Origin of the sequence: Brevibacterium sp. K11IcPPYGO002 (assembly GCF_050920635.1) — a bacterium.
Lineage (GTDB): Bacteria > Actinomycetota > Actinomycetes > Actinomycetales > Brevibacteriaceae > Brevibacterium.
Window position 1 is genome coordinate 843,699 of record NZ_CP131929.1, and the last position, 20,901, is coordinate 864,599.

The 20,901-nt window shown below is 63.1% G+C and carries 13 protein-coding genes and 2 rRNA genes; 6 read left to right on the plus strand and 9 right to left on the minus strand.

Annotated elements, in window-relative coordinates; all coding sequences use genetic code 11:
* Positions 1-58: 58 nt before the first annotated feature.
* From QYM46_RS03750 to QYM46_RS03760, 3 genes are all read left to right on the plus strand, one after another.
* Positions 59-3,178 (plus strand): 23S ribosomal RNA (locus QYM46_RS03750).
* Positions 3,179-3,366: 188 nt separating this feature from the next.
* Positions 3,367-3,485: ribosomal RNA gene (gene rrf / locus QYM46_RS03755) — 5S ribosomal RNA — on the plus strand.
* A 355-nt stretch (positions 3,486-3,840) separates the two neighbouring features.
* On the plus strand, positions 3,841-4,764 hold the full coding sequence (locus tag QYM46_RS03760; RefSeq protein ID WP_432790917.1) for a DoxX family protein: 924 nt from the start codon (positions 3,841-3,843) through the stop codon (positions 4,762-4,764).
* 35 nt (positions 4,765-4,799) lie between these two features.
* Here the strand turns inward: QYM46_RS03760 and QYM46_RS03765 are convergent, their stop codons facing one another.
* Entirely contained in the window at positions 4,800-5,909 is a 1,110-nt protein-coding gene (locus QYM46_RS03765) for a DUF6882 domain-containing protein (protein ID WP_432790918.1), read from the minus strand.
* Between the two features lie 215 nt (positions 5,910-6,124).
* Between QYM46_RS03765 and QYM46_RS03770 the strand changes: the two genes are divergently transcribed.
* The 3 genes from QYM46_RS03770 to QYM46_RS03780 all read left to right on the plus strand — a co-directional run bounded on the left by QYM46_RS03770 (position 6,125) and on the right by QYM46_RS03780 (position 12,089).
* Positions 6,125-7,858 carry an ABC transporter ATP-binding protein gene (locus tag QYM46_RS03770; RefSeq protein ID WP_432790919.1) on the plus strand — a complete coding sequence of 578 codons (1,734 nt, stop codon included), beginning with the start codon at positions 6,125-6,127 and terminating at the stop codon, positions 7,856-7,858.
* Position 7,859: 1 nt separating this feature from the next.
* On the plus strand, positions 7,860-9,989 hold the full coding sequence (locus tag QYM46_RS03775) for an ABC transporter ATP-binding protein (RefSeq protein ID WP_432790920.1): 2,130 nt from the start codon (positions 7,860-7,862) through the stop codon (positions 9,987-9,989).
* A gap of 402 nt (positions 9,990-10,391) precedes the next feature.
* Positions 10,392-12,089: a hypothetical protein gene (locus QYM46_RS03780; protein ID WP_432790921.1), complete on the plus strand. Its 1,698-nt coding sequence runs from the start codon at positions 10,392-10,394 to the stop codon at positions 12,087-12,089.
* Positions 12,090-12,265: 176 nt separating this feature from the next.
* Here QYM46_RS03780 and purQ read toward each other — a convergent pair whose 3' ends face one another.
* The 8 genes from purQ to QYM46_RS03820 form a co-directional block, all read right to left on the minus strand.
* A complete protein-coding gene (purQ, locus tag QYM46_RS03785; RefSeq protein ID WP_432790922.1) occupies positions 12,266-13,003 on the minus strand; it encodes a phosphoribosylformylglycinamidine synthase subunit PurQ in 738 nt (245 codons plus the stop codon).
* Positions 13,000-13,257: a phosphoribosylformylglycinamidine synthase subunit PurS gene (gene purS, locus QYM46_RS03790; protein WP_025780534.1), complete on the minus strand. Its 258-nt coding sequence runs from the start codon at positions 13,255-13,257 to the stop codon at positions 13,000-13,002. Before purS ends, purQ begins: the two co-directional genes overlap by 4 nt.
* A 117-nt stretch (positions 13,258-13,374) precedes the next feature.
* The gene (locus QYM46_RS03795; RefSeq protein WP_169251383.1) at positions 13,375-14,796 is read right to left on the minus strand and encodes an NAD(P)/FAD-dependent oxidoreductase; all 1,422 of its coding nucleotides are present in this window, start codon (positions 14,794-14,796) and stop codon (positions 13,375-13,377) included.
* A 126-nt stretch (positions 14,797-14,922) separates the two neighbouring features.
* The gene (locus QYM46_RS03800; protein WP_025780532.1) at positions 14,923-15,786 is read right to left on the minus strand and encodes an ABC transporter permease; all 864 of its coding nucleotides are present in this window, start codon (positions 15,784-15,786) and stop codon (positions 14,923-14,925) included.
* A 1-nt stretch (position 15,787) separates the two neighbouring features.
* Positions 15,788-16,723: an ABC transporter permease gene (locus QYM46_RS03805; RefSeq protein WP_432790923.1), complete on the minus strand. Its 936-nt coding sequence runs from the start codon at positions 16,721-16,723 to the stop codon at positions 15,788-15,790.
* Entirely contained in the window at positions 16,720-17,883 is a 1,164-nt protein-coding gene (locus QYM46_RS03810) for a polyamine ABC transporter substrate-binding protein (RefSeq protein ID WP_432790924.1), read from the minus strand. The genes QYM46_RS03805 and QYM46_RS03810 overlap by 4 nt, the downstream gene beginning before the upstream one ends.
* Position 17,884: 1 nt before the next feature.
* Complete coding sequence (locus QYM46_RS03815) at positions 17,885-19,072, minus strand: ABC transporter ATP-binding protein (protein ID WP_432790925.1); 1,188 nt, start codon at positions 19,070-19,072, stop codon at positions 17,885-17,887.
* A gap of 15 nt (positions 19,073-19,087) precedes the next feature.
* Positions 19,088-20,776, minus strand: coding sequence for an amidohydrolase (locus QYM46_RS03820; protein ID WP_432790926.1), 1,689 nt, complete (start codon positions 20,774-20,776; stop codon positions 19,088-19,090).
* Positions 20,777-20,901: the final 125 nt, after the last annotated feature.

Below are 20,901 nucleotides of genomic sequence, written 5' to 3' on the forward strand. Positions count from 1 at the left end.
AGTTGAGGTGAATGAAACAATTTTTCGCGCACACGAAGCCAATTCCTGAAAGGGGGTTGGGTGAGTGTGTAAGAGCGCATGGTGGATGCCTTGGCATCAGGAGCCGATGAAGGACGTGGAAATCTGCGATAAGCCTCGGGGAGCCGATAAACAGGCGTTGATCCGAGGGTCTCCGAATGGGGAAACCCCGCCACTCGTGAGGGTGGTGACCCGTGTCTGAATATATAGGGCATGTGGAGGGAACGCGGGGAAGTGAAACATCTCAGTACCCGCAGGAAGAGAAAATAACAATGATTCCGGGAGTAGTGGCGAGCGAAACTGGATGAGCCTAAACCTTGTCAGTGTCAAGCGTGCTGGTGTTGCTGTCAGGGTGTTGTGGGGTGTGCATGGTCCGGTTCAGCATGACTGGTCCGCGATTGGTGTTGGTGTAGTCGAACCTGGTGGGAAACAGGACCGGAGTGGGTGAGAGTCCCGTAGACGAAACATTGACCTGTCGTGGTGTGTGCGTTGCCCGAGTAGCACGGAACTCGTGGAATTTCGTGTGAATCTGCCAGGACCACCTGGTAAGGCTAAATACTTCCTGATGACCGATAGCGGAATGAGTACCGTGAGGGAATGGTGAAAAGTACCCCGGGAGGGGAGTGAAAGAGTACCTGAAACCATGTGCTTACAATCCGTCAGAGCAGTATCTTGATGACTGTGATGGCGTGCCTTTTGAAGAATGAGCCTGCGAGTTAGCGGTGCGTGGCGAGGTTAACCCGTGTGGGGTAGCCGTAGCGAAAGCGAGTCCGAATAGGGCGAATTTAGTCGCGTGTCCTAGACCCGAAGCGGAGTGATCTAGCCATGGGCAGGGTGAAGCGTGTGTAAGAGCGCGTGGAGGCCCGCACCCACTTCAGTTGAAAATGGAGGGGATGACCTGTGGTTAGGGGTGAAAGGCCAATCAAACTCTGTGATAGCTGGTTCTCCCCGAAATGCATTTAGGTGCAGCGTTGCGTGGTTCTTGCTGGAGGTAGAGCTACTGGATGGCTGATGGGCCCTACCGGGTTACTGACGTCAACTAAACTCCGAATGCCAGTCAAGGTTCAGCGTGGCAGTGAGACAGTGGGGGATAAGCTTCATTGTCGAGAGGGAAACAGCCCAGACCATCAACTAAGGCCCCTAAGCGTGTGCTCAGTGGGAAAGGATGTTCAGTTGCGAAGACAACCAGGAGGTTGGCTTAGAAGCAGCCATCCTTGAAAGAGTGCGTAATAGCTCACTGGTCAAGTGATTGAGCGCCGATAATGTAGCGGGGCTAAGTACACCGCCGAAGTTGTGGCAGCACCACGTTTAGCCGTAATGGTGTGGTGTTGGGTAGGGGAGCGTCGAGTTGCCGGTGAAGTCGCCGTGTGAACGAGTGGTGGAGGCGATTCGAGTGAGAATGCAGGCATGAGTAGCGAAAGACGGGTGAGAAACCCGTCCACCGGATGACCAAGGGTTCCAGGGCTAGGCTAATCCGCCCTGGGTAAGTCGGGACCTAAGGCGAGGCCGACAGGCGTAGTCGATGGACAACCAGTTGATATTCTGGTACCGACACACAACCGACAGTACCAAAACACATGAGACTAACCATCCAATTCGCCCGCTGGGACTTCGGTCCTGGTGTTTGGTGATGCGGGTGGGACCTGAGTGTGGAGTCGGTAAGCGTGAGGTGTGACGCAGAAAGGTAGCCAGGCCGTGCGATGGTAGTCACGGTCTAAGGTTGTAGCACGTGGGGGTAGGTAAATCCGTCCCCACAAGTGTGTGAGAGCTGATGGGCGCCCCACAATTGGTGGGGTGATCTGGTGATCCTCTGCTGCCGAGAAAAGCATCGACGTGAGGGTGTGTGTTGCCCGTACCCTATAACCGACACAGGTGGTCGAGTAGAGAATACTAAGGTGATCGAGAGAATCGTGGTTAAGGAACTCGGCAAAATGCCCCCGTAACTTCGGGAGAAGGGGGACCATCCCGGTGAACCACCCTTGCGGTGGGATGTGCTGGTGGTGGTCGCAGAGGCCAGAGAGAAGCGACTGTTTATTAAAAACACAGGTCCGTGCGAAGATGTAAGTCGATGTATACGGACTGACGCCTGCCCGGTGCTGGAAGGTTAAGAGGACCTGTTAACCCGTAAGGGTGAAGCGGAGAATTTAAGCCCCAGTAAACGGCGGTGGTAACTATAACCATCCTAAGGTAGCGAAATTCCTTGTCGGGTAAGTTCCGACCTGCACGAATGGCGTAACGACTTCTCTGCTGTCTCAACCACGAACTCGGCGAAATTGCATTACGAGTAAAGATGCTCGTTACGCGCAGCAGGACGGAAAGACCCCGAGACCTTCACTATAGTTTGGTATTGGGATTCGGTGTGGTTTGTGTAGGATAGGTGGAAGACTGGGAAGCCTCGACGCTAGTTGGGGTGGAGTCGATCGGTGAAATACCACTCTGACCATAGTGGATTTCTTAACTTCGGACCCTGATCGGGTTCAGGGACAGTGCCTGATGGGTAGTTTAACTGGGGCGGTTGCCTCCTAAAGAGTAACGGAGGCGCCCAAAGGTTCCCTCAGCCTGGTTGGCAATCAGGTGTCGAGTGTAAGTGCACAAGGGAGCTTGACTGTGAGACGGACGTGTCGAGCAGGAGCGAAAGCTGGGACTAGTGACCCGGCCATGGCTTGTGGAAGCGTGGTCGCTCAACGGATAAAAGGTACCTCGGGGATAACAGGCTGATCTTGCCCAAGAGTCCATATCGACGGCATGGTTTGGCACCTCGATGTCGGCTCGTCGCATCCTGGGGCTGGAGTCGGTCCCAAGGGTTGGGCTGTTCGCCCATTAAAGCGGTACGCGAGCTGGGTTTAGAACGTCGTGAGACAGTTCGGTCCCTATCCGCTGCGTGCGTAGGAAATTTGTGGAGGTCTGTCCTTAGTACGAGAGGACCGGGACGGACGAACCTCTGGTGTGCCAGTTGTTCCGCCAGGAGCATGGCTGGTTGGCTACGTTCGGGATGGATAACCGCTGAAAGCATCTAAGCGGGAAGCCGGCTCCGAGATGAGATTTCCAACTGACTTTTGTCAGGGGAGGTGTCCTATAGATGATGGGGTTGATAGGCCGGGTATGGAAGCACAGCAATGTGTGGAGTTGACTGGTACTAATACACCGATCACTCATCAACTTTTCCCTTTTGTGGGGTTGGTGTGTGCGAGAGAGTGTTTCTGTGAGTAATCTTTTCTGGTTGTGATGAGAGAATGCGCCCTTGTGGGGTGCGCATGACATTGTTTTTGGTGTTCGCGTTCGCTATGCGGTTCTTGGACCACTACCGCTGACAATCCTTGTGGGTTGTGGTGGTGGTCTGTGTGGTTTTGCGGTGGTGATAGTGGTGGGGAAACGCCCGGTTAACCGTTCCGATCCCGGTAGCTAAGCCCATTCGCGCTGATGGTACTGCAACTTGGTGGTTGTGGGAGAGTAAGTGACTGCCGCAATAATTTTTTAGTGGGGAGGCTCTGCTTCTGATCTTCGGGTCAGGGGCAGGGCCTCTTCTTTTATTCATGGTGTGTTTCCGTGCTTGTTGCTACCTGATGGGGGCCGGGCTACCTGGCGCGGGGTTGCTGCGCCCCCGCCAGGTAGTAATAGGGTGGTGGGGAATGTCTTTTGGAATGGTCCGGAGAACCCCACTTCGGGGCAAGTGGTTTTGTCAGTAATCTGATCACCATGATGACGCAAGACACTGCGATACAGGAACAATCAACAGAACAGTCAGCTCAGCAGCTTCGGTCACGGTCTCGAGGGGTCGGGATCCTTTGGGTCCTCCACTGGGTGCTTCGGATGGGGCTGGCGGTGTCTCTCCTGCCCTACGCCTGGACGAAGGTCTTTCACGTTCAGATGGGTTACGCCGACTACGCCGATGCTCTTGTCCAATACGGCGAGATGAGCCCCATGGGACTGCTGTGGCGCTTCATGGCGTTCTCCCCGACCGTGCAGTTTCTGGCGGGCCTTGCTGAGCTGATCGCCGTCACCCTGCTGCTCTTCCGGCGCTCGGCCTGGCTCGGTGCACTCATCGCTGCTCTGGACATGAGCGTCGTTTTCCTGCTCAACCTGACGTTCGACGTGCCGGTGAAGCAACTGTCCGGAGCGATGGCACTGGTCGGTCTCATCCTGCTCATCCCCAATGTGCCTCGAGTCATGCGATTCGCACTCGGGCGCAGCGTCGGTCCTGCGGTCAGCGGCCTCATCTGGCGCAACCGGATCTTCGTCAGGATCACCCGCTGGGTATCCCCGATCCTCGCCGTCGTCATCATCATCGGCAGCGGTCTGGCAACCGGTATCAGCCTGAATTGGGGCAACCCCGGCACTCCCGAGGAGATCTCTGGTGTCTACACCGTCACTACGTCAGGCAAGACGACCCCGATCGAAGGCACCGACCACACGACCGCAGACATCACTCAGATCGCCTTCGGCCAGATCGGATCGGGCAAGGGCAAGAGAATGAGTGTGCGGTACGCCGACGCGGACTTCCAGGACGGTGTCTACAGCGTCGATGGCCAGTCGATCACAGGGAAGCTCTACCCCGTCCGGAAAGGCGCTCAGACCCTCATTCGCGATCCCTCCGGCACGGTCGAGTTCCGGTACTCGAAGGTCGGAGAGGGGGAGTTCTCTCTGCGGACAGAAGACTCGGAACTGACACTGCACAACGATGACGAGAGACGTTTCCTCTTCGACCGCGGGTTCCGATGGGGTCCCGAGGCACCCGTGAATCGCTGAAGGGCGATGAATGATCCGGCAGATCAAAAGCTGCTTCAACGACCGAACAACTTCGAGAACAGCCCCTTCTTCTTCGGCTTGGCCTCCTCGACTGGTTCATCCTCGGCAGAAGTCTCTGCCCGCGCAGGCTCGACAGACCCGTCTCCGCGCGGTCGTTCGTCTTCCGGCTGCTGCTGTCCGCGTGCGGCATCCGAAGCCTCCGCCGCAGGCTCTGCGGCTTCGTCGGCCCGAGCCTCGGCCGCCGGGGTTGCCTCCGCTGCCGGCTGCTCGTCCGGCACGGACTTCGTGGGTGCAGTTTCCTCTGTCTGAGCAGCCGCCGGAGTTGCCGGGGCCGTCTCAGACGGTGCGGCAACATCGTCCGCGGCGGAAGCGGAAGCCGAATCCGGCGTACGGGAGGCGGCGGCCGCCTCGGCGGGGGTGCCTGTGGGTTCCGCGGCGGCGAACTGGTCGGCGGCCTCACCCTCCAAGGGAGCGTTCAGGTCGCAGTTGGAGATGCGACGCTGATCGTCGAAGGACAGGTCGGCGGAGCCGTCGGAGAACAGCATCCGCAGCCCACCCTCGGGCAGCTCTGCCGTCGGAATGCCGCGCTTAGCGACGTACGCCTCGACAGCCGCGCGGTGATCGGTCACCGTCGTCTGCGTCAGACCCTGCATGAGCGCGCGCACAGAGACCTTGACCTGCGGTGCGGGCAGGGCGACCTCGGCGGCATCGACGAGCAGCCATACCGTGGTCCCGGCACCGGCGGCGGCAGGATAGTGGGCCCACTTGTCAGTGGCCTCCTTCGACGCCAGGGTCAGGCGTAGTGCGAGCTCCTCATCGAGGGACAGCTCCGGGGTCGTGAGCTCGGTGACATCCTCGGCGGCCCCGTACTTGCGCACCTCGTGGGAGAGCCCGACGACGGCATCGGGGAAGTCATTGACGTTCTCCCATCCCCACAGCCAAGTCTTCTCTCGGTCGGACTCGGAACCGAGCAGGTGTGGTCGGGCGCGCAGAACGCCACCGTCGGCCGACGTGAACGTCAGATGCGGGTCGGAGCTGAAGTCGACTTCCCACTCGGCGTCGGCGATGAGCGCACCGAAATGCGTCTGCACCTCCGTCGAGTAGAAGACGGCGCGGTTGACCAGGTCCTGCAGAGTTGAGCTCATGCTGTCAAGCGTATGCGGGAGCGCCCGAGAATCGAGGAGGCACGCGGTGCGATGGCCGTGTCAGTGCCTCATGGTGGAGTAGAGGCCTCAGCAGAACTGCCAGAATCGTCGTCCGTTCATATACCTCGGGGAGGAGAACTCATGTAAGGTAGTCTGTTGCGCTTCGCAACTCTCACGACTCAACTGTCAGCCTTTCTTCACTCTGGACGTTCAACGTGGCATTACTCCGCCTGTCCCTGAAATACGCCAAGAACTATTGGCCCTTCATCATTCTGGTCGTCATCCTGCAGCTGGCCTCGACGATCGCAGCGTTGTACCTTCCCAGCCTCAATGCTCGGATCATCGACGAAGGCGTCGCCAAGGGCGACACCGACTTCATCTGGTCGACGGGCTTGACGATGCTGCTCGTCTGCCTCGTTCAGGTCGTCACTGCGATCACCGCGATCTACTTCGGCGCACGCACGGGAATGGGCGTCGGCCGCGACCTCCGCAGAGCGATCTACCGGCAGGTCGACGACCTGTCGATGCTCGAGGTCGGAAGATTCGGCTCCGCCACCCTCATCACCCGCAACACCAACGACGTGCAACAGGTGCAGATGCTGGTGCTCATGACCCTGAACTTCATGGTCTCGACCCCGATCATGTGCATCGGCGGCATCATCATGGCCCTGCGGGAACACGCGGGGCTGTCCTGGCTGGTGTGGGTCTCCGTGCCCGTCCTCTTCATCGTCGTCGCCATCCTCGTCTACCTCCTCATGCCGCTGTTCCGCCGCATGCAGGACCAGGTCGACGACATCAACGGGGTTCTGCGCGAACAGATCACCGGCATCCGCGTCATCCGCGCCTTCGTTCGCGAACCCTTTGAGACCGACCGGTACGCCGATGCCAACCGTGCCCTGACCGAAACCTCGGTCAAGGTCGGCAATCTGTTCGTGCTCATGTTCCCCGCCATCATGATGATCCTCCACCTCGCGACCGCAGCCGTCCTGTGGTTCGGCGGTCATCGCGTCGACGCAGGACAGATGGAAGTGGGATCGCTGACGGCGTTCCTGCAGTACCTGCTGCAGATCCTGGTGGCCGTGATGATGGGCGTATTCATGATGATGATGATTCCGCGCGCCGTCGTCTGCGCCGAACGCATCGCCGAGATCCTCGACACCCGCACCACGATGACCATCCCCGCCGGTGTCACGGACCTGCCCGGCCGTGGTGAGCTCGAATTCCGCAATGTCTCCTTCGGATATCCCGGCGCCGAGGTGCCTGTGCTCGAAGGACTGACCTTCACCGCCCAGCCCGGGACGACCACCGCGATCATCGGCTCGACCGGCTCCGGCAAATCGACGATCGTCAACCTCATCCCCAGACTCATCGACCCGCAGGCAGGCGAGATCCTCATCGACGGCACCCCAGTCACCGAGTTCAACCGCCACCAGCTGGCCCAGCTCATCGGTCTCGTCCCGCAGAAGCCGTACCTGTTCTCCGGCACGATCGCCTCGAACCTGCGCTTCGGAAACGAGGACGCCACCGACGACGAGCTGTGGGAGGCCCTGCGCATCGCTCAGGCCGACGACTTCGTCATCGAGAAGGAGGACCGGCTCTCAGAGCGCGTCGCCCAGGGCGGCACGAACTACTCCGGCGGGCAGCGTCAGCGTCTCTGCATCGCCAGAGCCCTGACGGTGAAGCCGCAGATCTATGTCTTCGACGATTCGTTCTCCGCCCTCGACGTCGCCACCGACGCACGGCTGCGGGCGGCCCTCGACGAATCGACGGGGGAGGCCACCGTCATCGTCGTCGCCCAACGCGTGTCGACGATCCGGGACGCCGACCAGATCATCGTCCTCGAAGCAGGGAAGATCGTCGGCCGCGGCACCCATGACGAACTCGCCGAGGCGAACCCGACCTACCGCGAGATCATCGAATCCCAGCTGACCACGGAAGAGGTGAACTGACATGGCCGACGACACCTCGACCGAGACCGTGGTGGCTGCGGAAGACGAGTACATTCCCAGCGGCGAGGAACTGGAGATGAGCGGAGGCACACCTCCGCGCAAGGCCAAGCACTTCTGGCCCTCGGTCAAACGCCTGTTCGGGCTCATGGCCAGCGAGAAGAAGGGCATGATCTACGTCGTCGCCCTCGTCGTCGGTTCCGTGGTCCTCACCGTCATCGCTCCCAGGGTCCTCGGCAAGGCGATGGACGTCGTCTACTCCGGAGTCATCGGTGCTGGGCTGCCCGCAGGTGCGAATATCGACGACATCATCGCCGGGGCCCGCGCCGAAGGCCGCGACGACTTCGCCGATATGCTCGCCACCGCCGAGGTGGTGCCCGGGCAGGGAATCGACTTCACCGCACTCGGGCAGATCATCATCGCCGTCCTGCTCATGTACCTCGTGGCCTCGATGCTCATGTGGGCGCAGGGATACATCCTCAACGCCCTGGTCATGCGGGTCGTCTACCGACTGCGTGAGGACATCGAACGCAAGATCAACCGACTGCCGCTGCGCTACTTCGACACGCGGCAGCGCGGCGATGTGATGTCACGAGTGACCAACGATGTCGACAACATCCAGCAGGCCCTGCAGCAGGCGTTCTCGCAGCTCGTGCAGTCCGCGCTGACGATCATCGGCATCGGCGTGATGATGTTCATCGTGTCCTGGCAGCTCGCGCTGCTGGCCCTCATCGCTCTGCCGCTGTCGGCGATCATCGCCGGTGTCATCGGCACTCGGTCGCAGAAGCTGTTCAAGGCGCAGTGGAAGCACACCGGTGAGGTCAACGGGCACGTCGAAGAGTCGTTCTCCGGCCTCGACATCGTCAGGGCCTTCGGCCGTGATGAGGTCATGCTCGACGAGTTCGACCGTCGCAACGAATCACTGTACAGGGCCTCAGCGGGAGCACAGTTCGTCTCCGGCATGATCATGCCCTCGATGCAGTTCGTGTCCTACCTCAGCTATGTCCTCATCGCAGTCGCCGGCGGCCTCAAGGTGGCAACGGGGCAGATGACGCTCGGCGATGCGACCGCGTTCATCCAGTACTCCCGTGAGTTCTCGCAGCCGATCTCCGAGATGGCCGGTGTCGCGAACATGCTCCAGTCCGGAGTCGCCTCGGCGGAGCGGACCTTCGAGCTGCTCGACGCCGAGGAGGAAGATCCCGACGAGGTGCGGCGGGAACTGCCCCCGCGCACCCCGGGCAAGGTCGAGTTCTCCGAGGTGAGCTTCCGCTACGCTCCCGAGATTCCTCTCATCGAGAAGGTGTCCTTCACCGCAGAACCGGGACACACGGTGGCGATCGTCGGACCCACCGGTGCCGGCAAGACGACCTTGGTCAATCTCGTGATGCGCTTCTACGAGATCACGGGCGGAACCATCTTCCTCGACGGCATCGACACCCGCGACCTCAGCCGCGCCGACCTCCGCTCGCATGTGGGCATGGTGCTCCAGGACGCCTGGCTGTACGAGGGCACGATCGCCGACAACATCCGCTACGGTCGGCTGGGTGCCACCGATGAGGAAGTCGTCGCAGCGGCCAAGGCGACGATGGTCGACCGGTTCGTGCGTCAGCTGCCCGACGGCTATGACACGGTCATCGATTCCGACAGTGGAAGCGTCTCGGCCGGTGAGCGACAGCTCATCACGATCGCTCGAGCCTTCCTCGCCGACCCCTCGCTGCTCATCCTCGATGAGGCGACCTCCTCGGTCGACACCCGCACCGAGGTACTCGTGCAGCAGGCGATGGCGGCGCTGCGGACCGATCGGACGTCGTTCGTCATCGCCCACCGGCTGTCGACGATCCGTGACGCTCACACCATCCTCGTGATGGAGGACGGCGCAATCGTCGAGCACGGCAATCATGAGCAGCTGCTTGCCTCACAAGGCGCCTACTACCGGCTGTACATGTCGCAGTTCCGCGGGGAGGACGCCGAGGAGCAGTTCACCGCCGAGGTGCTCGCCGAGACCGAGCCCGAGTCTGGTACGCCGGTCGGCGACGAGACCGGGTCCTCCGACGGTGACAGTGCGGACGGGCCGAACGCCGAAGGCGAGAGCACCGAGGCGCCGGCAGAAGAGGGGTCCTCGCCGCAGGCCTGACAGTTCCAACCGGTCGCAGGGTCCCCGAGCTCGAGCTCGGGGACCCGGCCTCGTTTTCACCGCAGAAATCAGGAAATGAACGGAAATCCGGCATAACGATTTCTGCCTGGCTTATGCCGAAATCGACCCGAATGTGACATTGATCTGACTGCTCTGCCGTGTGGATCTCGGACCCCGACTCGACGTTGCTGTGCAGGTGAGAGCACAGCAGCTGGTCCGAACCTGCGGGGCGCCCTAGATCGGGCGCGCGAACAGTATTGCGAAGTGATAAACATTCGGCACAACACCTCTATCACTTCTGTCATGACCTAAATGAACTAAAGTCGTGCGCACTCCTCTGCCTGCGTATGGTCCAAGCCATAACTGAAGACGGCAACCGGCCAGAACTCTGGAAGGACCATCATGAGACGGTTGGCAATGGCGGCAACATTCGCCCTGGCATTCTCCATCGGAGGACTGAGTCCGGCGGTCGCGCTGGCCGACGACAAGTCTGCAGCAGACGCGACGGTCGTGCAGGGAGCAGGAAACGGTGACGCAGAAACCCCGGGTCCGGAGGATCCGCCCGCGGGCCCTGGTGACGACGCTGATCCCGGCAACGACGGCAGACCTACCGAACCCGGTGACGGGGAGGAATCGACTGATCCGGGAGGCGACGAGAACGCGGCCGATCCCGGCGACGGTGAAGAGGCGGCCGATCCTGGCGAAGGTTCGGAGGAGCCGTCCGAGGACTCAACCCCGATCGACGCCTCGTTCTCCCTCGACCGGTCGACGATGCCGGTCGACGAGGCGGCTGAATCCATCCCGTACACCATCACCGGATTGCAGGCCGGAGATACTGTCACCGCCGAACCGGGCGAGAACAGCTCCATCACCGTCGACAGCGACGGAACGTTCAACGGAGAGCTCCGCGGCAATACCGAGCTCAAGGTCGGCGATGTCGTCGATGTCACCGTGACCGTCGCCCGCGACGGGCAGGAGTCGAAGACGTTCACCGGCAGCGTGGAGATCACCGACAGCCAAGATGAGTCGGATGCGGCAGTCAGCGTCGATCCGCAGAGCCAGGGGATCGATTCGTACCTCGACAACGGTGTCGACATCACCGTGAGCAGCTGCGAACCGGGCGAGAAGGTGACAATCACCATCGTCCGCAAGGGCGAGGACACGAATATCTGGGAAGAGACGAAGACCGCCGGCGACGACGGTTCGGTCTCTGCGTCCTTCATGCCCGGCACCGGTGGCGACGGCTGGATCGGTGACTTCGTGGTCAGCGCGAAGTGCGGCGGCACGAGCGCCGAGACGACATACTCGGTCACTGAGAACGACGACGGAACTGATGCCGATCTCAGTGTCACTCCGCAGAGCCAGAAGCTGGCCGACTTCCTCGAGAACGGTGTCAACATCACCCTCGTCAACTGCCACGTCGACTCCGAGGTGACGTTCCAGGTGAGCTCCGCGAAAGACCCCGACACCGTGATCTGGGAAGAGACCCAGGAGGCCGGTGAAGATGCGGCCGGATCCGTTCAGTTCCTCCCGGACGGTGACGGCGGCACCGGTTGGATCGGTGACTTCACCGTCGCCGCCTCCTGCGGCGACAAGAGCGCCGAGACCACGTTCACGGTCACCGATGACGGCAGCGTCGTCGACCCGACGCTCTCGATCAGTCCCGAACGAATCTCCGGAGTGGACTTCATCGACCGAGACAAGGGCGTACAGATGACTCTCACCGACTGCGCAGCGGACGCCGATGTGCATTTCGAGGTGTACTCGGGTGATAAGAGCGAGAAGCTCTACGAGCAGACGGCAACGGCTGATCAGGATGGCGCAGCCGGAATCCAGGTCTACGGCCTCGGGGATGATCCCGCGTACTACGTCGGGACGTACCAAGTCGTCGCCGCTTGTATGGACGTCAGCAGGTCAGGAAAGTTCGTCGTGACCGGTGGTGAGTCCGGTGGCGGTAACGGCGGGGATTCCGGCGGATCCGGAGACGGCTCGTCGATGCCGCGTACCGGTGCTGAACTCACCGGACTGACGGCAGGCGCCCTGCTCATCCTCGGCGGTGGAGCAGCCATCGGACTGGCCCGCCGGAAGAACAGGAGCTGACAGCGACCGGTGACCCGTCGGGTTGGTGACTCCACCCGGCCCGACGGCGACCGTGGTGACTGCGAAAGCGACACACTGCTGTCCGGCCACAACAGCTCAGGCCCCGAACTCGCAAAGAACCGAGTTCGGGGCCTGAAGCGTGTCCGAGCAAAGCCGGACCACGTGCCGGGGTGGTCTCAGCCCTTGGCGACGAGAGTGCGCACGGCCGAGGAGAAGAACCCCTGACCGTCGATTCCGCCGCCGGACTCGGGGCCGAAACCGGCCTCGACGGCGTGTTCGGGGTGCGGCATGAGACCGACGACGTTGCCTGCTTCGTTCGTGATTCCGGCGATGTCGCGCAGAGACCCGTTCGGGTTGAAGCCCTGGTAGCGGAAGACCACGCGCCCGGTGGACTCGAGCTCGTCGAGCACCTCGTCGGTGGCGACGAACCCGCCCTCACCGTTCTTCAGCGGAATGCGGATCGTCTCACCTTGCTCAAAGTCGCTCGTCCACGCGGTGTTCGCGTTCTCCACGACCAGGTCCTGGTCGCGGCAGATGAAGTGCTGGTGATCGTTTCTGATGAGGGCACCGGGCAGCAGACGGGACTCGCAGAGGATCTGGAAGCCGTTGCAGATGCCGAGCACCGGCATACCGGCATTCGCCGCAGCGACGACGGACTCCATGATCGGAGCGAATCCGGCGATCGCACCGCAGCGCAGGTAGTCACCGTAGGAGAATCCGCCCGGCAGGATGACGGCGTCGACACCGGACAGAGTCGAATCCGCATGCCACAGGTTCACCGGGTTCGCCCCTGCCAGGCGAACGGCTCGAGCGGCGTCACGGTCATCAAGCGTTCCGGGGAATGTGACGACTCCGACGGAGACACCGGACTCTGCGGTCGCCGCGGCGGTGGGATCAGCAGCGACAGCGGTCACGATGCATCCTCGGCCACGCGGACGGCCACAACGTTTTCGATCACGGGGTTCGACAGAAGCTTCTCCGCGGCTTCGCGTGCCTGGGCGAGGACCTCCTCGGTGGCTTCGCCGTCAACCTCGAGTTCGAACCTCTTGCCCTGACGAACCTCACCGAACCCGGTGAAGCCCAGACGGGTCAGTCCGCCGGAGATCGCCTTGCCCTGCGGGTCAAGGATCTCGGGTTTGGGCATCACCTCAACGACGACACGTGCCATGCGTGTACTGCTCCTTTGTGAAAGTGTTCGGGAGTTCCTCCCGCGCTCACCCAGAGTCTACCAACCACGGCCGAATTCCCCGCCTGGGGTCCGGACGCCGGACAGGCCGACGCGAGCTTACGAATCGAAGCCCATGCCCACTGCGTCGAGGACCTTGAGCAGAGGTCCGCGCCGACCCTCGTTCTCATCGGCCTTGATCAGTGCATTCGTCGTCATCTTGATGCCCAGCCAGGCCACGGGTTCGGGAGGGAACGGCAGGGGGAGCTTGCGCACCATCTCGAGCGCTGTCAGCTCGGTGTCCTCGCCGGAGAGCAGATCGAGCATGACCGTTCCGGCGAACCGCGACGCACCGACGCCGAGCCCGGTGAACCCGGCAGCCATGGCGACCTTCTTCCCATAGGCGCTGGTGAAGAACGAGAAGAACCGCGAGCAGGTGTCGATCGGTCCGCCCCATTTGTGAGTGAACTTCAGTCCGGCCAGCTGTGGGAAGGTCTCGAAGAAGTGCTCAGCGAGGGTCTCGAAGGTCTCGGGCCGCTGATCGTACTTCCACGACACCTTCCGTCCGAAGTGGTAGACGGCGTCCCAGCCGCCGAAGAGGATCCGATTGTCCGCGGTCAGCCGGTAGTAGTGGAAGCGATTCGCGCAGTCGCCGATGCCCTGGCGGCCCTCCCACCCGATCGCGGCCATCTGCTCGTCGGTCAACGGCTCGGTCATCAGCGCATAGTCGTAGACGGGAACGGTGTGCAGACTCACCCGCTTGAGCAGGGACGGGAACACATTCGTCGCCAACGCGACCCGCTTCGCCGTGATCGTGGTGCACGGCGCGGATGCGCAGTCCTCGATCGTCTCCGCGGTCACGCGGGTGCTTACCTGCACGGTCGACGTCGCATCGCTGACATCGGTGACCTTCGTGCCCTCATAGACGTCGACCCCGAGTTCGCGGATGACGCGCAGCAGCTCCCAGCACAGCTTCGCCGGATGGACCAGCGCGACCTCACGAGAATCCCACAGCGCACCCTTGTACGTCGGTGACTTGACGATCCCCGCGAGTTCCTGCTGGTCGAGGAAGACGAAACCGGAATCGGGATCGTGGGCCTCCCGCAGCTCGGCGACCTGGTAGTCCTCGGTGGCGACGTCGAGTTCGCCCGTGCGTTCGAACTCGACGTCCATTCCGTACTTCGCCACCGCTGCTTCGATGGCGTCGAGGTTCTCCCGGCCCAGCTGCGCGAGCCGATCGTTCTCCTCAGGCAGGTGGGCTAGCCCGTTGTCATAGCCGTGTGTGAGGCTGGCCGCGCAGAATCCGCCATTGCGCCCCGAGGCGGCCCACCCGATCGAGTTCGCCTCGACGAGCACGACCCGACGGCTCGGGTCCCGTTCCTTCGCCTGCAGCGCCGTCCACAGACCCGTGAACCCGCCGCCGACGACGAGGAGATCGGTCTCGCGGTCCTCGACCAGCGGCGGCAGCGGCGCCGGACGGAGGTCGGTATCGAGCCAGAACGGAATGGTCGAGGCGTCGGCCAATGCGGCATTGACGTCCATGTCACTTCACTTTCTTCACGGTGCGGTCGGCGGACACTCCGCCGGATGAGCAGGTGCGGGGTGGTGCGGAACGGCGGGCCGCCTCGGCGCCGGCGATCTTCGGGGTCGCCTCGGTGATGGGTTGGATCAGGCGGCCATGGTCTTGATGATCTCGGTGGCATTGCCGCCGGCCTTGCGCAGGACGAAGCCGACGAAGCCGAGCGCGGCGAGGGTGAGCACGAACATCACCGTCGACATCGCCGCGACCTCGGGGCGCAGAGCCACGCGGACGGCGGAGAAGATGTAGACCGGCCACGGGGTGTAGCCCGGCTGCTGGACGAAGCTCGAGAGGATCGTGTTGTCGAGGCTGACGGTGAACGACATCAGGGCACCGGCGAGGATGCCGGGAGCCGCGATCGGCAGGGTGATGTCCTTGAACCGGTTCCACGGTGTCGCGCCGAGATCGGCGGCGGCGTCCTCGAGCTGGGTGTCCATGCCGGCGAGCCGGGCCCTGATGATGAACGTCACGATCGCCATCGAGAACATCGCATGCGAGATGATGAGCCTGACCAGACCGTTGTTGAGCGGAGTGATGCCCCAGTCGACGCCGACGGTGACGAACCACGGCAGGAACGAGATGCCGTCGACGATCTCGGGCGTGACCAGCGTCAGCCCGAGGATCGCGGTCAGTCCGAGCGCCCACCATGCGCCCCTTCGCGCCCTGGCCAGAGCGACCCCGCCGAGGGTGCCGAAGATCGTCGAGACGATGGCCGTGCCCACGGCCGCCTGCAGGCTCGTGACGATGGAGGAGACGATGATGTCGTTGTTGATGCCGCTGATGTAGGCGTGCAGGCCGAATCCGCGGAAGTTCGCGAGCACCTTGCCGTTGTTGAACGAATAGGCGATGATCACCGCGATCGGCACGAACAGGTAGACGAAGACGATGATGCCCCAGACGTGCAGAGCGATATCGGTCGGTGTCCGACGTGCGAACGTGTTCTTCTTCGGCATCTCAGGCCCTCCCGTCCTGCAGCGGAACACTGTTGAGTCTGGCGGTGATCGCCTGCCCGAGCTTGAGCAGCGCGAATCCGAGGCCGACGACGACCAAGGTGGAGATGATGAGGATCATCGCCATGGCCGCCCCGACCGCCCAGTTCTGTGCGGTGTTGAACTGATTGGCGATGAGCTGCCCGACCATCGAGCCGCTCGCCCCGCCGAGGACGGTCGCCGTGACGTAGTCGCCGTTGAGCGGGATGAACACGAGCAGGCAGCCGGAGACGACTCCCGGCATCGCCATCGGCAGCGTCACCCGCATGAAGGTCTTCACCTTCCCCGCGCCGAGGTCGTAGCTGGCCTCCCTCAGCTTCTTGCCGGAGGCGTCGATGGCGACGAACAGCGGCAGGATCATCAGCGGCAGATAGTTGTAGACGACGCCGATCTGCACAGCCGATCGGGTGTAGAGGATGTCCAGCGGTCCATCGAGCAGCCCGAGACCCTGCAGCCAGTTCGACAGGAACCCGTCGGGGGAGAGCATGATCTGCCAACCGAGGGTGCGGACGAGGAAGTTCGTCCAGAACGGCACCATCACCAATGCCAGGGCCAGGGAACGGCGGGCCGGGGAGACCTTGACCGCCAACCAGTAGGCGAAGGGCAGGGCGATGAGCAGGCACAGGATCGTGCCGACGATCGAGATCCGCAGGGTCGCGAAGAACGTGGAGACGAAGCTTGCGCTCATCGCCTCCGGGTAGCGGTCGAAGGACAGCCGGTCGGTGGCGATGGCCGTGAACTCATCCGGTTTGTAGCCGAAGCTGTAGAAGACGATGAGTGCCAGCGGAACGATGAAGAAGAACAGCGCATAGGCCCACGTCGGAAACGACATGGCCGCCGGGCCGAAGAAACGCGGGGAGAGCCCGCGCCTGGCTGTCTCTGTGGTCGTGGTTGTGCTCATGCTCCACTCCTGGCCTGGGCGTCGGCAAAGATCTTCGTGCGGATCTGATCGGCCGGGGTCTGCTTGCTCGGTTCGAGACGGTCGAGGACCTCCTGGGCCGGGAAGATGAGGTCACGTTCGTCGAGGTCGGCCTGGACCGCCTGCTCTTCGAGCCCCTTCGTGCCGATCGGATAGCCGATGTAGTCGAGCTGCTCGACGGCCGTGTCCGGGGAGATCATGTGGTTGATGAAGGCGTGGGCGGAGTCCGGGTGCGGAGCACCGGTGGCGATCGCCCACGTGTCCGTCCACAGGTTCGCCGACGGCGTCGGGAACACGAACTTCCAGTTCTCCGGGTCCTTGACCTCCGACAGTCCCTGCCGGGCGTCGCCGTTGAACGCATGCAGCATCGTGAAGCTGCCTTGGATCATGCCGGTGGCGGCATTGCCGATATAGGCCTTGATGTTCGGGGCCAGCTGGTCGACGACGATCGTCCGAGCCCGGTCGAGTTCGTCTTCGTCCTCGGTGTTGAGGCTGACATCCATGGCGGCCAAGGCGATCGCTGAGACCTCCCACGGGTCCTCGAGCAGCGCCGTCGTGCCGGCCGCTTCCTTCTGCGCGGCGTCGACGAAGTCCTGCCAGCTGGTCAGCTCACGGTCGATCTTCGTCGTGTTGTAGACGAATCCGGTCGTGCCCCAGGCCTTGCAGACCGTGTACGTGTTGTCCGGGTCGAAGTACTGGTTCTTGAAGTTGTCGTCGATGTGTTCGAAGTTCGGGATGAGCGAGAGATCGAGTTCTTGGAGCAGATCATGGTTGAGCATCTGCGGAACGTTCGATCCCGTCGGCACGACCACGTCGTAGCCGGAGGTGCCGCGTGAGGTGGAGAGCTTCGCGGCGAGTTCCTCGTTCGATCCGTACGAGTCGACCTGGACGAGCACGTCATACTTCGATTTGAACGCCTCGATGAGTTCCGGAGCATCGTAGTCGCCCCACGAGTAGAGGTTGAGCTTCGACTCGAGCTTGCCGTCGGTCGGCGGCGACGCCGCCATCTTCGTGGTCTTCCCGCACGCGCTCAGTGCGCCGAGGCCCGCGACACCGAATCCGGCCAGCAGCGCTCGCCGGCTCAACCTCGCCGAGGCGGCCCGCGGGGCCAGGAATGTCACATCGGGTCGTGTGCCGGCCATGTCAGGCACCGCCCTCGACGGTCGCGGTCGGCAGGCCAGGCTCACGGTCGTACACGGCCACGGCGTCGGCGTCCCAGCTCAGCTCCACCTCGGTGCCGGCGCTGATCGGCTCCCGCCCGGCGGCGGGGACACGAGCGAGGATCTCGTCGTTGTCGCCGACGACGATCATGTACTGGATGACGTCGCCTAAGAACGAATACGAGATCACCGCGCCGCGTGCCGTGTTCGCGTCCCCGGAGGCCCCGCCGGCCGGGGCGACGTGCATCCGTTCGGGCCGGATGGCTGCGCGCACCCGGTCGCCGACGGTGAGATCACGGGGCGAACCGGCCGCGGTGGACGGTTTGAGTGTCAGCGTCGGGGCCGTGAGCACGGCGTTGGCCGTGCTCAGAGTCGCGGTCGTCGAATCGGCCGACGTCACCTCGGCGGAGATGAAGTTCTGCTTGCCGATGAAGCCGGCGACGAAGCCGTTGTGCGGATTCGCGTAGATGTCCTCACCGGTCCCGATCTGCTGGATGACGCCGTCGTACATGACGACGATGCGATCGCTCATCGCCAGTGCCTCGTCCTGGTCGTGGGTGACGAAGACGAAGGTCGTGTCGAGCTTCGTGTGGAGTCGTTTGAGTTCGAGCTGCATCTCCTCCCGCAACTTCCGGTCGAGCGCCGACATCGGCTCGTCGAGGAGGAGGACCTGCGGGCGGTTGACGAGCGCCCGGGCCAGGGCGATGCGCTGCTGCTGACCGCCGGAGAGCTGTTCGGGCTTGCGTCCGGCGAAGTCCTCCATCTGAACGAGTGCCAGGGCGTCTCTGACCCGTTGGGCGATCTCCGGTTTCGGAACCTTCGCCTGCTTGAGTCCGTAGGCGATGTTGTCGGCGATGTTCATGTGCGGGAAGAGCAGGTACGACTGGAATACCGTGTTGACCGGTCGGCGGTGCGGCGGCAGGGACACGATGTCGTTGCCGCCGAGCAGGATCGCCCCGTCGGTGGGGGTCTCGAACCCGGCGATCATCCGCAGCAGGGTGGTCTTTCCGCAGCCGGAGGGGCCGAGCAGGGAGAGGAATTCGCCCTTGCGGACGTTCAAGTCGAGGCGTTCGATGGCGGTGTTGTCGCCGAAGACCTTCTTCACGCCCTGGATCTCGAGGTGGTCGAGTCCGGTTTCCGCAGAGGGCGCCGAGGTGGCTGTGCTGGTCATGATGGCCTTTCGTCGTCAGCGGGCTGAGCCGGTGGTGGTCGGTGCGGACGTGGTGGTCGGTGTCTGAGGCGGCAGATCATCGTGGACGATGCGGCCGTCGCAGATCGTCAGAACGTTGGTGATTCCGGCGATGTCGGTGGTCGGCAGTGTGAAGGGGTTGACACTGGCCAAGGCGAGGTTGGCCGGCCGACCGGTGCGGATGTGGCCGTTGTCGGTCGAGCGCAGGAGGTGTGCCGAGCCTGCGGTGTAGGCACGCAGTGCCGTCGTCAGGTCGATCGCCTCGTCCGGCAGCAGGGGAGAGGTGTCCGCGGCGGTCGGGTGTGAGCGGTTGAGTGCGACATGGATCGCCTCCCACGGGTTCGCCGTCGACACCGGCCAGTCCGAGCCCATCGCCAGATGGGTGCCGGTGCGGTTGAGGGACCCGAAAGGGTAGAGCCAGCCGCTGCGCTCGGCACCGAGGAACGGCAGGTTGAGGTCGATCATCTGCTCGTCATGGCAGGCCCACAGCGCCTGCAGGTTCGCGGTGATGCCGAGTTCGGCGAAGCGCGGCACATCGGCGGGATCGACGACCTGGACGTGGGCGATATGGTGGCGGCGTTCGCCGGTGTTGGCTGCGCCGGGGCTGCGGGCGGCTGCGAAGGCGTCGAGGGCTGCCTTGACGGCGGCATCGCCGATCGCATGGCAGTGGATGTCGAAACCGGCCGCATCGAGGGCCGCGAACGAGGCCTCGAGGTGGTGCTGCGTGAAATAGCTCGTTCCGAAGCCGCCGCAGGTGCACGTGTATTCGTTCGTCATCGCCGCGGTCCGGGATTCGACGATCCCGTCGAGCATGAGCTTCACCGAGGTGGCGCGGAAGCGTCCCTCGGCACGGGCGAGATCGGTCAGTCGGGCCACCTCGGCGTCGATGTCGGTGACCCCGCGCGGCCACCACAGACTGCCGACGACCTCGGAATGGAGCTCGCCGGTCTCCGCCGCCCCGACATAGGTGCCGTACGGGTCGCGGTGACCGCCGTAGTCGCCGACGATGGCGTCCATCCATGCAGTCACCCCGAGGGAGTTGAGATAGCGCTGACCTTCGCGCAGACCGGCCAGGACCTCCTCGTCGGAGGCCGCGGGAACCGATGCGGAGACGAGGTCGATGGCCGATTCGTGCAGGCACCCAGTGGGCCGACCGGTCGAATCGGTGACGATGACGCCGCCGGCAGGCGCCGTCGACGTCTCGTCGAGTCCGGCCGCGGACATCGCCTGCGTGTTCACCCATGCCGAATGATGGTCGGCGCTGAGCAGGATCGCGGGCCGATCGGGGCAGGCCGCGTCGAGGATGTCGGCACTCGGATCGCCCCCGGGGAAGTGCGCCATCGACCAGCCTCCGCCGATGACCCAGTCGTTCGCAGGGTCGGTCGCGCCGTCATCACGGGTCGTCTCGGCGACATACTCACGGATCATCTGCAGCGCCGCCTCGAGGCTGTCGGCTCCGCTGATATCGCAGGCCAGGGCCTCCTGGCCGCCGAAAGTCGTGTGCACATGCGCATCGACGAATCCGGGAGTGAGCAGCCTGCCGGCGGCGGTGATCGTGCGCGCGGCGGGCACCGCTGCGGGACCGGTGCCGATCTCGGTGATGATCCCGTCGCGGATGCTCACGCGATCCTCGGGGCGCAGAGCCTCACCGTCGAAGATCGCGACGTCGAGGATGTCGAGGTCCATCGGTGCCTCCCGACTGCTGTGTCGTGGCAGAGGCGGATCGCAGAGTCCGCTCACTGTGTGTCCTGAATCACTGTGAAGTCACCTTAGCGGAAGTTCACTCCCGATTCCACTGATTCCGTTGCTCA